A 13,604-nucleotide genomic window follows, 5' to 3' on the forward strand; every position below is an offset into this window, starting at 1 on the left:
CGTCAGACCGGTGATGCCACGAGCAGCCGGACCGTCCCGATCGGGCCGTCGTCCTGCAGCCGACGCTTCGCGCGCTGGTACGCCACGCGCAGTCGCACGCTCGTCGTCAGGTCCCCGAAGACGTCGGGTTGGGCCAGGAACGCACCGGGGCTGTCGTGGTCGGCCCGCGCCAGTGCGCAGAGCTGATCCGCCGCCCGGTCGGGCAACGCCACTCCCCCTTCGATGCATGCGCACCACGCCGCGAGCATCAGGGCCGCGTGATCGATCGACCGGTCGTCGCGCAGTCTGTCCCGCACGACGGGCAGGACGAACTTCGGGATGCGCGACGTCGCGTCGACCACCTGACGCGCCACCGTGTCCTGCACGGCCGGGCTGCCGAAGCGTGCGAGCAGATCGTCGATGTACGTGTCGAGGTCCACGCCGGGAACGAGTCCCACGGTGGGCGCCGCCTCGTGGCGCATGTACGAGGCCACGAAGGCCCCGAGGTCGGGGTCGGCCATCACCTCGTGCACGAACGTCTTCCCGGCCAGCACACCGAGGTACCCGAGCATCTGATGGGAGGCGTTGAGGAGTCGGAGCTTCATCCGCTCGAACGGCACGACGTCCGTGACCACCTGGACGCCCACGTCCTCGAACGGTGGCCGCCCGTCGGAGAAGTCGTCCTCGAGAGCCCACTGCGCGAACGATTCGGACCGCACCGGCCAGGCGTCGTCGATGCCCGTCCTGCGGCGCACCGAGTCGATCACGGCCGGCGACGTCGCAGGGGTGATCCGGTCCACCATGGAGTTCGGGAACGCGACGGAGTCGTCGATCCAGTCGGCGAGCGCGCCGTCGTGGTGACGGGCGAACGACACCAGCGCGGCACGGGCCACGGCACCGTTTCCGACGATGTTGTCGCACGACATGACGGTGAACGGCGCGGTGCCCTCGTCGCGGCGACGGCGGAGTGCCACCGTGAGGAACCCGAGGACGCTGACCGGCGCGTCGAGAGACATCAGGTCGTGGCGCGTGGCGTCGTCCCGGGGATCGAAGGCACCGGTCGCGTCGTCGATGCCGTAGCCCGACTCGGTGATGGTGAGCGAGACGATGTGCGTGGTGGGTGCCGCGAGCGTCGCGACGACGAGATCCGGGTCGTCCGGCGCGTAGAGGTAGCGGGCGATGGACCCCACGATGCGGGTGTCCTCCGCGCCGTCCGGATGCACCGTGCTGAGGGTGTAGAGCTGGTCCTGGGCAGCGGCGGTGTCACGCGCCGCCGCGTCGGCGGGCATGACACCGACACCGCAGATCGCCCAGCCGAGGTGCCCCGCGGCGAGCAACCGGTCGACGTACATCGCCTCGTGCGCTCGATGGAAGGCGCCGACACCGATGTGGACGATGCCGCACACCAGGGTCGAGCCGTCCACTCGATGACGCGGAACCGTCACGCCCGCAGGCGGTGCGGTGAGGGCGTCCTGGATCGAGATGGTCACGGCAGCGGTGCCTTTCGAGTGGTACGACGTGGAACGCGGTGGCGCTCCCGTTCACCGGGATCGAGCCGGTGAGACAGAAGAGCGCCACCGCAGCTGGGGACGGCCGGTCAGCAGGCCGACTTGTACACGTACTGCGCGCCGTCGCCGTCGATCGTGTCCGCGGTGATGACGTGGAAGCCGGTCGAGATGTCCTTCTCGGTGGCCTTGTCCTCGAGGGAAGCCACGGCCTGCTCCACTCCGTCGGTGCCGATGGTCGCGGGCTGCTGGGCGATGAGCGCCTGCACGGTGCCCTCGCGGAGCTGCTTCACCTGAGCGGGGCCGGCGTCGAACCCGACGATCTTCACCTGCTCCTGCTTGCCGGTCTGACGGACACCGGTGGCCGTGCCCTCCGCCGCGAACGTGTTGGTGGCGAAGACACCGACGATGTCGGGATCCTTGGCGATGGCGGCGGAGATCAGACGAGCGGCCTCGGCCGGATCGTTGTGGCTGTACTGCACGCCGAGGTACTGGAAGGCCGAGTTGCCCGCGGCTGCATCTTCGAATCCCTTGACGCGGGCGTCGGTGGTGGAGACGCCGGGGTCGGTGGAGATGACGATGACCTTGCCGCCGTTCGGGTTCAACCCCTCGATCGCGTTGAACGCCTCGGCGCCGCCGCCCTCGTTGTCCGACGAGATGGCCGACACGGCCTTCGACGGATCCTCGAGCGTCGTGTCGACGAGGACGACCTTGATTCCGGCCTGCGCGGCGGCGTCGAGCGGTGCCTGCATCGCGGACACGTCGGTGGGGGCGATGAGAATCGCGGCGGGACGAGAGGCGACGACCGAATCGACGATCGGCTTCTGCAGGGTCGGGTCGAACTTGGCGGGACCCTGGACGTCGACCGTGTAACCGGCGGCCTGAGCGGCGTCCTGGATGCCGCACTGCATGCTGATGTAGAACTCGTCGCCGCTGACGCCCTGGATGAACGCGAGCTTCTTCTCACCGCCGCCCGAGTCGGACGAACAGCCGGCGAGCACGAAGGTGGAGAGTGACGCGGCTGCCAGCGCAGCGGCGGCGACGGTCCGGGATGTACGCATGGGTGAGTGATCTTTCCGGTAGGCCGAGCGTGGTGAGTGGAGTGTGCGATGAGGCCGAGCGACGGTGGTACGTCAGGGGTTTCGAGCCCACAGTCGTTTCAGTGAGGACGTCGACGCCCCGCGGGTGGCGGCGGCTCGGCGGCGTTGATCGAAGTACACGGCGGCGATGAGCACGGCACCGACGGCGACCTGCTGCCAGAATGGCTGCACACCGACGATGACGAAGCCGTTCTGGAGCACGGCGGGAATGAAGAGTCCGATGACGGTGCCGAACATGGTGCCCACACCGCCGAAGAGGCTGGTGCCGCCGATGACGACCGCGGCGATGACGTTGAGGTTGGTCTGCGACTGGCCGGCGATGGCCGTGGTGCCGTACTGCGAGAGCGACAGGATGCCCGCGAGACCGGCGAGCGTGCCGGACAGCGCGTAGACCTTGATCAGGTGCAGGTCGACCTTGATGCCGACGCGCCGGGCGGACTGCTCCTTGGACCCGACAGCGAAGGTGTGCAGGCCGAACCTTGTGCGGTGCAGCACGATACCGAACACGATGACGAACACCAGGGCGATGAAGGAGATGAGCGGGATGGTGGTCGCGGGCACGTTGCCGTAGCCGATCGTGTCGACCAGCACCGGCGGCACGTCGCGGATGTCGACACCACCGGTGATGACCTGGGCGAGACCCAGTGCGCCGCCGAGCGTACCCAGCGTCGCGATCAACGGAGGCACCTTCGCGATACCGATGAGGAACCCGTTGAGCAGCCCCCACGCCAGCCCGCAGGCGACGGCCACGAGGATACCGATGACGGCCACACTCCAGCCCTCGCCGCCGACGGCCCGCATCACCTTCGCGGCGACGACGCCGGAGAAGACGAGGACAGAGCCGATGGAGAGATCGATACCGCTGGTGACGATGACGAACGTCATCCCGATGCCGAGGACGGCGAGGATCGAGACGTTCTGGATGATCTGCCGGATGTTGCCCCACTCGGGGAAACTGTGCGGCGCGAGAATCGAGAACAGGATGCTGATCGCCAGCAGCACGATGACGATCTGGAACACCTGGACACGGGCGAGGCCGGCGAGGCTGCTCCGCAGATCGAACGAGCTGCCGTTCGACGACGGTTCGGGGGCCGAGGATCCCGCTGATTTCGGCAAGGTCTGATTGCTCATCTCGCGGCTCCCACCGTCGCGCCGGTCATCGCGCCGACGAGTGCTTCCATGGTCGTGTTCTTGGCATCGAGCGTCGCGACGCGCTTGCCCAGGCGCAATACCTGGACGCGGTCGGCGACCTCCATGACGTGCGGCATCGAGTGGCTGATGAACACCACGGCGACGCCCTTGTCGGCCACTCGACGAATGGTGTCGAGCACGTTGCGGGTCTGGACCACGCCGAGTGCGGCGGTGGGTTCGTCGAGGAACACCACACCCTTGGCCCAGGCCACGGCGCGGGCGATGGCGATGGCCTGCTGCTGGCCACCGGACATGGCTCCGACCGGATCGGTGAGGCTGCGGACGGTGGCCCCCAGTTCGTCGAGCGCCGCACGCGACTGCGTGCGCATCTCGGCCGTGTTCAGGAAGCCGAGCTTGCCCAGCAGGCCCGCCGCGGGAATCTCGCGCCCCAGGAACATGTTCTGGGCCGCGTTGAGGTGCGGAGCGAGCGCCAGGTCCTGGAACACCGTCTCGATGCCCAGATCTGCTGCTGCGGTGGGGTTGTCCAGGTCGACGGTCACGCCGTCGTAGAGGATCTCGCCGGAGTCCAGCGCCAGGCTGCCGGACAGCGCCTTGACCATCGTCGACTTGCCGGCGCCGTTGTCGCCGATGAGTGCGACCACCTCGCCCGCGTAGATGTCGAAATCGGCGTCGTCGAGCGCGCGCACGTTCCCGAAGCTGCGGGAGAGCCCGCGTGCCTCGAGGACGGGCGTGGCGCCGTCGGGGTGGTTGCTCATGAGAGCTCCTCGGATGAGTCGGTGTCGCGTGATGAGTCGGTGTCGTGAGCGGGTGCGAGAAGCGGGTCGTTCGGCACCTCGATGATCAGGTCGGCGCGGCGGGCCGCCGCGGCCACGATCTCCGCGTTGCGGAGGTCGACGTCGCGGGTCCACTGCTCGGCGTCCGCACGCGACTTGCCGTGGTGTCGGTGTCGGGCCACGAGTCGTTCCGCGCGCACCGTCGTCGGAACGTCGAGGTACCAGACCTCGTCGAGCTCCGAGCGCACCGCGTCCCACCCGCCGTCGTCGAGCAGGAGGTAATTGCCCTCGGTGATCACCATCGCGGTGTCGCGCTGCACGGGGACGGCGCCGGCGATCGCGGCCTCGATCGACCGCTCGAACCGCGGTGCGTAGATCGTCTCCGCCGACTGGTTCCGCAGGCGGCGCAGGAGCGCGACGTATCCGTCGACGTCGAAGGTGTCGGGCGCACCCTTGCGTCCACGGCGCCCGAGCCGGATCAGCTCCTCGTCGGCGAGGTGGAACGCGTCCATCCCCACCAGCGTGGAGTCGGTACCGAGTTCCGCCTGAAGCAGTGCGCAGAAGGTCGACTTGCCCGCGCCCGGTGCACCGGTGACACCCAGCAGCCGGCGACCGCCGGATCCGTCGCGCAGCACGGACGCCAGGTGGCTCACCATCTCGGTGAGATCGGCCGGCGCGTAGCGCCGACGGTCCTCGCGGCCGTCCGGCGTGCCGGCGTCGTTCGAAGCTGCGTACATGTCCGTCCCTCGTCGAATCGCGGAACTCGATCGACCCGACCATCGTGGGGGCGGGTCGTCGTGCGGCCCGAGCCGCATCGCGATGCGGATCAGTGTGACCCACGCAACTCGCCGTGTCACGCGTTTCGCAAAAATTCATGTCACCGGTGACATGGGCACCGATCGGTCGAGCCTCCCCGATTCGTGGAGGACACTCCCGAGAGAAGGATCAGCGCAGTTCAGCGATGTTTCTCGGCAATCGGGCGCAGAATTGCACACGGTGACGTACGGTCCGTGTCATCGATGTCATGGACCACCGCAACGGAGGTCATGACATCGATGACATCGCATCACCGCCACACCCACGACTCCCCAGAAGGCAGAACCGACATGTCGCAGAGTTCCCCGTCGAAGTTCAGCGGCCGCACGATCCTCGTCACCGGGGCCAGCGGCGGTATCGGCGCCGCCACAGTGCGGCGCCTCGTCGCCGACGGCGCCGACGTCATCGCGTCCGGACGGAACGAGGCCGCGCTCGCTGCTCTGCAGGAGGAGACCGGCGCACGTCCGCTGCCGTTCGACCTCACGTCGGAGGACAGCATCCGTGAGGCCCTGTCGGGCCTCGAGCTCTACGGCGTGGTCAACTGCGGCGGCTTCGGCGGCGAGATCGCCACCCCCCAGGACACCGACATCGACATCTTCGACAAGGTCATCTCCATCAACGCGCGCGGCAGCCTCCTCGTCATCAAGTACGCGGCTCCCGCGATGATCGCCGCCGGAGCCGGGGCCATCGTCAACGTCTCGAGCCAGGCATCGCTCGCAGCGCTCCCCGGACACATCTCGTACGGATCCTCGAAAGCGGCCCTGGACAACATCACTCGCGTCGCGGCACTGGAACTCGGGAAGCACGGCATCCGGGTCAACAGCGTCAATCCCACCGTCGTCATGACGGAGATGTCCGCCTTCTACTGGGGGCGCCCGGAGATCGAGGGCCCGTTCCTGTCGCAGATGCCGCTCGGTCGGTGGGCCACCGAGGCCGAGATCGCGGCCCCCATCGCGTTCCTGCTCAGCGACGACGCCTCGATGATCACCGGGGTGTCTCTTCCGGTCGACGGCGGGTACACCAGCCGCTGACCCGTCATACTGTCCCGGCACGTACGAAGAAGGTGGCCCGATGACCACGATGCAGGATGTCGCGACACTGGCCAACGTCAGCGCGAAGACGGTGTCCCGTGTCTACAACGACGATCCGCACGTCGATCCCGAGACTCGCGCTCGGGTCAACGCGGCGCTCGAATCGTTGAACTACGTTCCCAACACCATCGCGACGTCGTTCCGCGCCGGCCACACCGGTGCCATCGGGGTCGCCGTTCCGGACATCGACGATCCCTTCTTCGCGTCGATCGCGCGTGCGGTGGAGAACCGAGCCCGGCTGCACGACATGGCCGTCATCATGACCAGCCTCGGTCACGACGCGTCCCTCGAGAGCTCACTGGTGGAATCGCTCCTGCGCAGACAACTCAGCGGCCTGGTGATCGCGCCCATCGGTACCGATCACGCCTATCTCAAGCGGTGGGCCGAGCGCACCCCCACCGTGTTCGTGGACCGCGCGCCCTCCGGGCTCACCGCCGACACGTTCGTCGACGACGATCACGGCGGTGCCTGGACGGCCACCACCCATCTTCTCGATCGGGGCCACCGGCGCATCGCTCTGGTCGGCGACGACATCTCCATCAGCACCGCGTTCAACCGCCTCTCCGGGTATCGAGACGCGCTGGAGAGCAACGGGATCGAGTACGACGACACGTTGGTCGTCACCGGAGTCCTCGGCCGCGATCAGGCACGGGCGGCGATGCGCACACTGCTCGACTCCTCCGCGCCGCCCACGGCGCTGTTCCTGTCCAACGCCCGCACCGCGATGGCGTGCGTGCCCGAACTGCAGAAGCGCGGAGCGACGCGCCCCGCGTACGTCGGCTTCGGCGACTTCCCGCTGGCCGACGCTCTGTGCCCGCCCGTCACCGTGATCGACCAGAACCCAGCCGAACTCGGGCTCCAAGCGATCGATCGCATTCTCGGACGCATCGAGAACCCGCGTCGGCGTTACCGCCGCCGCAACGTGCTCGGAGTCGAGCTGATCGAGAGGGAATCGTGCACGCTCCCCGACGGCGCCGCGTCACCGCAGTGACACGGTGACGCCTCCCTCGGCGAGGGTGACCGTCAGCTGATCCAGGGTGTCGACCTGCAGGTCCGCGTCCAGGTCGGCTCGGTCGTGCGTGCCTCCCACACCGATCACCGTGCAGCCCGCGGCCCGTGCCGATCGCACTCCGGCGGGCGCGTCCTCGACGACCAGGCAGCGGCTCGGATCGATCCCGAGCGTGCGCGCCGCGAGGAGATAGGGCTCCGGGTCCGGCTTGCCGTGTGCCACGTCCGCAGAGGTCACCATCGCGGTGGGTGCGGCCAGACCCGCCGCTGCGAGACGGGCGTGCGCCACGGGGGGTGCACCCGACGTCACGATCGCCACCCGCGAGGCGGGCAGTGCCGAGAACAACTCCAGCGCACCGGGAGTGGGGACCACGTCGGCCACGTCGCGGGTCTCCAGATCACCGAGCCGCAGCGCCGCTGCCGGCCCCTCCACGTCGCCGAGAAGCAGCGCCATCGACTCCGCCGCCGTCATTCCGTGCGCGATGTCCGCGACCGCGAATCCGTACTCGTCGCCGACCTGGGCCCAGCACCGCGCGACGGCCGCCGTGGAGTCGACGAGAGTGCCGTCGAGGTCGAACAGCATCGCGTCGAACGTCCGCCCGACGACACCACCCCGGTCCGCGGGCGGGGACACCAGTCCCAGCGCCCGGCGGACGCGGAACAGTTGCTGCGCGGTGGTCAGAGACGCGTCGACGCGCAGATGCGGGACCGTGGGGCTCGAGTGCGGCGTGTCGGCGCGGTGGCGATCCCGGTCCAGACCGCGGTCCGCGCGGCGCCGGGCGAGCAACGCCTCGCTGCCGTCGACATGGACGACGACCACCGGCGCAGGGGCCACGGACTCGAGAAGAGCCGCCCACTCGTCACCACCCTGCAGTTCGCGGGTGAACGGCGCGACCATCACGGACCGCACGCCCACCGACGTCAGTTCTTCTGCGACGGAACGCATCACGGCATATCGACCGGCACGGATCAGGGGCGCCGCGTCGCCGGAGTCGTTCCAGTGTCCACTGCCCAGCAGCGGACTCAGCACGTCGAGCAGCGGCGCCGTCAGGGTGTCGAGGTCGAGCAACGGCGCTGCGAGATCACGGGCGACCGCTGCTCCGAGGGTCGACTTGCCACTGCCGGCGACCCCGGCGATCACCACGTGCGGGCCGCTGTTCCACGCGATCTCTTGACAGGAGGTGTGCACGATGACGATCATAGAAGACAACGTTGTCTCGCAGCAATGCCGGACCGTCACCCACCCTCGATCGAGAGTTCTCCCGTGACCCACCGCGCCAGCATCAAGGACGTCGCCGCACTGGCAGGCGTCAGCTTCAAGACTGTCTCGCGCGTGGTCAACGGTGTCGACACGGTGCTCCCCGAGCTGCGCGAGCGCGTCGAAGCGGCGGTGGCGGAACTGAACTACGTTCCCAACTCCGCCGCACGATCACTGAAGTCCGGATCCGGCACCACCATCGGCATCGTGGTCGACTCCATCGACGACATCTTCTTCGCCTCCCTGGTACGCGCGATCGAGGAGCGTGCGCTCGATCGCGGCATGGGAGTCATGGTCGGCAGCACCGGGTTCGATCCCGAGCGCGAACTGTCGCAACTCACCCGCCTCGCCGGTCAACACGTGCGCGGCATCGTGCTCGCTCCCGTCGGCGATCACTCGTCGTTCCTCACCCCGCGCCGCCACACCCTGCCGGTGGTGACCGTCGACCGCTCGATCCCGGGTTTCGACTCCGTCACCGTCGACGACTACTCGGCGGCTCGACGCGCCGTCCGGGTGCTGGTCGACGCGGGGCACCGGCGGATCGCCCTCGTCGGTCACGATGCGCGACTGCAGACGGCGCAACGTCGACGCGACGCGTACGTCGACGTCCTCACCGAGAACGGTCTCAGCGCCCCGGGCGACGGCATTCCCGAAGTGGCGCCGTCGCCGGACGCGGTGCGCCCGGTGGTGCTCGACCTGCTCGCCCTCCCTGAACCCCCCACGGCGCTGTTCGTCTCCAACGCCCGCCACGCCAGTGCCGTCGTGTCGGTCCTGCACGAGATCCACCGCACGGACGTGGCCATGGTGTCGTTCGGCAGCTTCGCTCTGGCCGACGCCGTCGATCCGCCCGTCACCTGCATCGACCAGAACCCGTACGAGATCGGAGCCGCGGCGTTCGACCGTCTGCTGCTGCGTTTCGACGATCCCACCCTCGACGCCGTGGCCGGCCTCGCCGACACGACACTCGTCGAGCGCAGCTCGCATCTCGCTCCCCCGAATCGACAGTCCCCCAGCGCTGGAAAGCGGTACCGCCCGTGAGCATGTCCCTCGTCGCCGGTCTCGACCTCGGCAGCACCGGAATCAAGATCCTCGTCAGCGACTCCTCGGGTTCCGAGGTCCTGATCGAGCAACTCGCCACTCCCTGGACGCACGGGGCCGGCGGTACCACCGACATGGCGGCGGACGATCTCCTCGACACCGTGCGTCACCTGGTGGAGATCGTCGCGCGCCGACTGCCGGACGTCACCGGTGATCCGAACGCCCGGCTCGATGCCGTCGCCGTCTCGGGCATGGGCGAGACGGGCTTCCTCGTCGACGCAGGGCTGGAGGTCGTGGCGCCGTCGTTCGCGTGGTTCGACCCGCGCGGCGGGGAGCAGGTCGCCGCCCTGCCCGAGCCGCTGCGGGCCGCGTTCGCAGCGACCACGGGAATCCCTCTCGGGGTGCAGGTCTCGGTCGCGAAGATCCTGCATCTGCAGTCCGGCGGACTGGACCTCACCGGACTCCGATGGCTGGATCTGCCCGCGTTCGTCGTCGCCGCTCTCGGCGGACGGGCTGTCAGCGAGTACTCGCTGGCGTCGCGAACGGGGCTGCTCGACCAGGACACCGGCGCCCCCTGGCGGGACATGCTGGCGCACCTCGGTGTCGACGACACCTTCCTCCCACCCCTCGTCGCTGCCGGCACCGCACTCGGATTCGCCTCGGCGCCATGGCTTCCCGAGCTCGTACGCGGGTCCGCCCTCACGGTCGCGGGCCACGACCACCTCGTGTCCGCGGTGTCCGGCGGCGACATCGCCGACGACACCTACCTCGTCTCGATGGGTACCGCGGAGGTGTTGTTGCGCGTCCTGGACACGCCACCGTCCGCGGCCAGTCGCGCGCGACTGGCCGAGCATCTGATCAACTCGGTCCGCCACGTCGTGCCCGGCAAGTACGTGCTGGTGGCCGGTGTGAAGTCGGGACTGCTCATGCGCCGCGCACTGCAGTTGTGCGACATCACCGATCGCGCCGGGCGGGACGGGCTGGACCAGCGCGTGCAGGCACTGCCGTCCGCGGGATCCGTCGCCGAGGGTGGTGTCACCGTCTCCGGTGCACGCAACGACGACGGTGTGCTCGCACTGACCATCCGGACCGACGGGGTGGACGCCGCCGAACTCTTCCGCGCCGTGCTGCTCCACGGGAACGACGAGGTGGCCCTGCTGGTCGCCGCGCTCGACCGTGAGGTCCCGCCCGCATGGCGCAGCATCCTCACCGGTGGCTGGGCGAGCATGGCCTGCGTCCGCGACGCCCGCGCCGCCGTCCTGCCCGACATCACCACCTCCGGCCGAACACAGGACACCGCCTACGGCGCAGCCCTGTTCGCCTCCAGACTGCTCGACTCGAGCGACCGAACCCCACCTCGCACCACCGACAGGAGCTCCGACATGAACGACCTCACCACACTGGAACGACGCGGCATGGCCGCCATCTCCACTGCGAACGGCAACATGCTGATCGTGGCCGGCGACCAGCGCAACGGCATGAAGGCCGTCATGAACGACGCCCCGGACGGTCCGGACTCCATCTCGAAGGATCAACTCGCCGATGCCAAGGGCGATCTCGTGAAGTACCTCGGCAACCACGCTCCCGCCATCCTGCTCGACCCGGAGGTGGCGCTCCCCCGCGTCGTCGACGAAGGCACGTTGTCGCGGGACACCGCGCTCGTGGTCGGGATGGACGCCTCGGGATTCGAGACCGTGGACGGCCTGAAGTTCACCCGCTTCGTCGACGGCGTCACCCCGCGCGTGGTGCGCGATCTGGGCGGCGATGTCGCGAAGATGTTGTGGTACATGCGCCCCGACCGTCAGACGGCGGACTCGCGGGTCGGCCAGGAGATCGCCGAACTGGTGAAGGCGTGCTCGGCCGAGGGTCTGCTGCTGATCGTCGAGATCCTCACGTACCGGCTCGAGGGCGAATCGGCCGTCGACTACGCGGAGCGCTTCCCGTCCCTCGTGGCCGAGTCCGCCCGCATCTCCGTCGAGTGCGGTGCCAAAGTGCTCAAGCTGCAGTACCCCGGATCGGCCGAAGCCTGTGCCGCCGTGACCGCCGCCGCGAACGGCGTGCCGTGGGCCGTCCTGTCCGCCGGTGTGGATCACGAGACGTTCATCGAGCAGGTGCGCACCGCCGTGGCGAACGGCGCCAGCGGCGCGATGGCGGGTCGCTCCCTCTGGAAGGACAGCATGGCCGTCTCGGCCGACACCCGCGAGCAGCTGCTGACGGACCGCGCGCTGCCGCGCCTGCGCGAGCTGGCCGAGGCCGTCGACAACCGCTGACCGACACGCGACACGCGATACCGGACCGTCGAGTCTGCCTATCATGACGGCATGACACGGTTCCGGTTCGCGGTCGCGTTCATCGCGGCGACAGCAGTGCTCGGTCTCGCCGGTTGCTCCGACAGCCCCGGTGACACACAGTTCGACGGGCTCACGGTCGGTCAACGCGTGTACGACCGCACCGGGGACTCGCTGGGTCCGGCCGACGTCGAGGCGCTGGAGCAGCGACTCGACGCGCTGCGCGCCGAGACCGGGGCCGACGTCGTCGCGTACGTCCGCGAACTGGACGCCGACTCGGACGACACCCTCGATCAGGTGGAGGCACTCCAGCAGGCGTGGGTGTCGACGGCGGACGTCGATCAGGACGTCGCCGGTGCCATCCTGATCAACCGCGAGCCCGGTACCGACGACGAGGCTCGGGCCGGGATCTTCCTCGGTTCCACCTTCGACGACGGCAATGTTCCCCGCGACGAGCAGGAAGCGATCATCGAGGACGCCCTGGTGCCGCCGCTGCGCGACGGTGACGTCGCGGGCAGTCTGACGAACGGCATCGACCGGCTCGAGTCCTCCATCCTGGTCGGGCCACCGGTGACGGCGCTCGACGAGTTCGCCGCCGGGCCGGGGTCGACGTGGCTCCCGTGGACCGGTCTCGCCGTCGTGCTGGTCGGCTCCGCGGGCGCGGCGCAGATCTACCGTCGCCGTTCGCGGCCCACGGTGTCGGCGCAGCCTCCGACGACCTACCGACCCGATCACACCACCGATCCCGCGATCGTCACGGCTCTGGTCCATCGGAGCGCGCAGGCGAGTGCGGTGCCGGCCACGCTGCTGGCGCTCGCGGCGGCCGACGCAGTGGCTCTCGAGTCCGAGCCGGGTTCCGGGTCGAAGAAACGTGGCAAGGACACGCTCCGAGTCCGACTGCTCGACCGCGGCAAGGTACGCGGCGACGTGCAGGACGCCGTCTGGACCATGCTGTCCGAGAAGGCCGAGGGCGACGTGGTGGACAGCGCCGCGCTCACGAAGCTCGCGCAGGGTCACGGCGCGACGAAGGCCGTCGTCGACGCGCACCTCGAGGCGAACGGGTGGGTGCGCCACGGTACGGCCGGACCACGCTGGGGTCTGGTCGGACTGGCACTTCTCGGCGGTGCAGTCATGGTGGGCGCAGGCGTGGTCGCTGCTTCCGGGGCCCCGATCATGCTGGTCGCCGCGATTCCCGGCGGGATCCTGCTGATCGCCGGCCTCGTCATGACGGTCGCCTACTCACGATTCTCGGCTGCCGGTCTCGACGCCGCTCGTCCCTGGGAGGCCTACCGTGACGGGTTGAAGCAGTCGGGAAAGGACGACGACTCCTCGCTCGATCTGGACGACGCACTGCCCGACATCGTCGCGCTGGGGCTCGGCTCCACGTTCACTAAGCGCCTCGAGGCGGCCACGGACGCGGACGGCGGAACGACGCTGCGTGCCTTCGCCTCACCGTCCGGATCACTGCACGCCTCGGACCCGGCACTGCTGAACTGGGTCGTCTTCTCCTCGGTGTTCACCTCGACCAACAGCAGCGCCGGCACGGTGTCCGGGGCCGGCGCGGGTGGCGGTGGCGGCGCCGCGGGGAGCACCTGA

11 protein-coding genes are annotated in these 13,604 nt (G+C 69.2%); 5 read left to right on the top strand and 6 right to left on the bottom strand.

The window, feature by feature from the left end; translation table 11 throughout:
* Positions 1 to 2: 2 nt before the first annotated feature.
* From OHB23_RS03200 to OHB23_RS03220, 5 genes are all read right to left on the bottom strand, one after another.
* A complete protein-coding gene (locus OHB23_RS03200; RefSeq protein ID WP_328810859.1) occupies positions 3 to 1,469 on the bottom strand; it encodes a mannitol dehydrogenase family protein in 1,467 nt (488 codons plus the stop codon).
* 107 nt (positions 1,470 to 1,576) lie between these two features.
* A complete protein-coding gene (locus OHB23_RS03205; RefSeq protein WP_328810860.1) occupies positions 1,577 to 2,545 on the bottom strand; it encodes an ABC transporter substrate-binding protein in 969 nt (322 codons plus the stop codon).
* Between the two features lie 72 nt (positions 2,546 to 2,617).
* Positions 2,618 to 3,715 (bottom strand): ABC transporter permease, encoded by a 1,098-nt coding sequence (locus tag OHB23_RS03210; protein WP_328810861.1) that lies wholly within the window; start codon positions 3,713 to 3,715, stop codon positions 2,618 to 2,620.
* Positions 3,712 to 4,491 (bottom strand): ATP-binding cassette domain-containing protein, encoded by a 780-nt coding sequence (locus OHB23_RS03215; RefSeq protein ID WP_027506672.1) that lies wholly within the window; start codon positions 4,489 to 4,491, stop codon positions 3,712 to 3,714. Before OHB23_RS03215 ends, OHB23_RS03210 begins: the two co-directional genes overlap by 4 nt.
* Positions 4,488 to 5,246: a nucleoside/nucleotide kinase family protein gene (locus OHB23_RS03220; protein ID WP_328810862.1), complete on the bottom strand. Its 759-nt coding sequence runs from the start codon at positions 5,244 to 5,246 to the stop codon at positions 4,488 to 4,490. The genes OHB23_RS03215 and OHB23_RS03220 overlap by 4 nt, the downstream gene beginning before the upstream one ends.
* A gap of 369 nt (positions 5,247 to 5,615) precedes the next feature.
* Here OHB23_RS03220 and OHB23_RS03225 point away from each other — a divergent pair, with 369 nt between their 5' ends.
* Together OHB23_RS03225 and OHB23_RS03230 are read left to right on the top strand one after the other, a co-directional pair.
* Positions 5,616 to 6,356 carry an SDR family oxidoreductase gene (locus tag OHB23_RS03225; protein WP_027506671.1) on the top strand — a complete coding sequence of 247 codons (741 nt, stop codon included), beginning with the start codon at positions 5,616 to 5,618 and terminating at the stop codon, positions 6,354 to 6,356.
* A gap of 40 nt (positions 6,357 to 6,396) precedes the next feature.
* Complete coding sequence (locus tag OHB23_RS03230; RefSeq protein ID WP_328810863.1) at positions 6,397 to 7,407, top strand: LacI family DNA-binding transcriptional regulator; 1,011 nt, start codon at positions 6,397 to 6,399, stop codon at positions 7,405 to 7,407.
* Here OHB23_RS03230 and OHB23_RS03235 read toward each other — a convergent pair.
* Positions 7,396 to 8,613, bottom strand: a complete 1,218-nt coding sequence (locus tag OHB23_RS03235; RefSeq protein ID WP_328810864.1) for an HAD-IA family hydrolase — start codon at positions 8,611 to 8,613, stop codon at positions 7,396 to 7,398. The two genes, OHB23_RS03230 and OHB23_RS03235, sit on opposite strands and share 12 nt — an antisense overlap.
* Before the next feature lie 75 nt (positions 8,614 to 8,688).
* Here OHB23_RS03235 and OHB23_RS03240 point away from each other — a divergent pair, with 75 nt between their 5' ends.
* Genes OHB23_RS03240 through OHB23_RS03250 form a run of 3 tightly spaced genes read left to right on the top strand, consistent with a single transcriptional unit; the run spans position 8,689 to position 13,604 of the window.
* A complete protein-coding gene (locus OHB23_RS03240) occupies positions 8,689 to 9,720 on the top strand; it encodes a LacI family DNA-binding transcriptional regulator (RefSeq protein WP_328810865.1) in 1,032 nt (343 codons plus the stop codon).
* Positions 9,721 to 9,722: 2 nt separating this feature from the next.
* Positions 9,723 to 11,990 carry an FGGY family carbohydrate kinase gene (locus OHB23_RS03245; protein WP_328811579.1) on the top strand — a complete coding sequence of 756 codons (2,268 nt, stop codon included), beginning with the start codon at positions 9,723 to 9,725 and terminating at the stop codon, positions 11,988 to 11,990.
* 51 nt (positions 11,991 to 12,041) lie between these two features.
* Positions 12,042 to 13,604 (top strand): DUF2207 family protein, encoded by a 1,563-nt coding sequence (locus OHB23_RS03250; RefSeq protein ID WP_328810866.1) that lies wholly within the window; start codon positions 12,042 to 12,044, stop codon positions 13,602 to 13,604.

Origin of the sequence: Rhodococcus sp. NBC_00294, assembly GCF_036163995.1 — a bacterium.
GTDB lineage: Bacteria > Actinomycetota > Actinomycetes > Mycobacteriales > Mycobacteriaceae > Rhodococcoides.

Coding starts and splice junctions, on each gene's coding strand:
- OHB23_RS03215 (WP_027506672.1), bottom strand. CDS start 4,491: ATGAGCAACCACCCCGACGGCGCCACGCCCGTCCTCGAGGCACGCGGG.
- OHB23_RS03245 (WP_328811579.1), top strand. CDS start 9,723: ATGTCCCTCGTCGCCGGTCTCGACCTCGGCAGCACCGGAATCAAGATC.
- OHB23_RS03230 (WP_328810863.1), top strand. CDS start 6,397: ATGACCACGATGCAGGATGTCGCGACACTGGCCAACGTCAGCGCGAAG.
- OHB23_RS03210 (WP_328810861.1), bottom strand. CDS start 3,715: ATGAGCAATCAGACCTTGCCGAAATCAGCGGGATCCTCGGCCCCCGAA.
- OHB23_RS03250 (WP_328810866.1), top strand. CDS start 12,042: ATGACACGGTTCCGGTTCGCGGTCGCGTTCATCGCGGCGACAGCAGTG.
- OHB23_RS03205 (WP_328810860.1), bottom strand. CDS start 2,545: ATGCGTACATCCCGGACCGTCGCCGCCGCTGCGCTGGCAGCCGCGTCA.
- OHB23_RS03225 (WP_027506671.1), top strand. CDS start 5,616: ATGTCGCAGAGTTCCCCGTCGAAGTTCAGCGGCCGCACGATCCTCGTC.
- OHB23_RS03220 (WP_328810862.1), bottom strand. CDS start 5,246: ATGTACGCAGCTTCGAACGACGCCGGCACGCCGGACGGCCGCGAGGAC.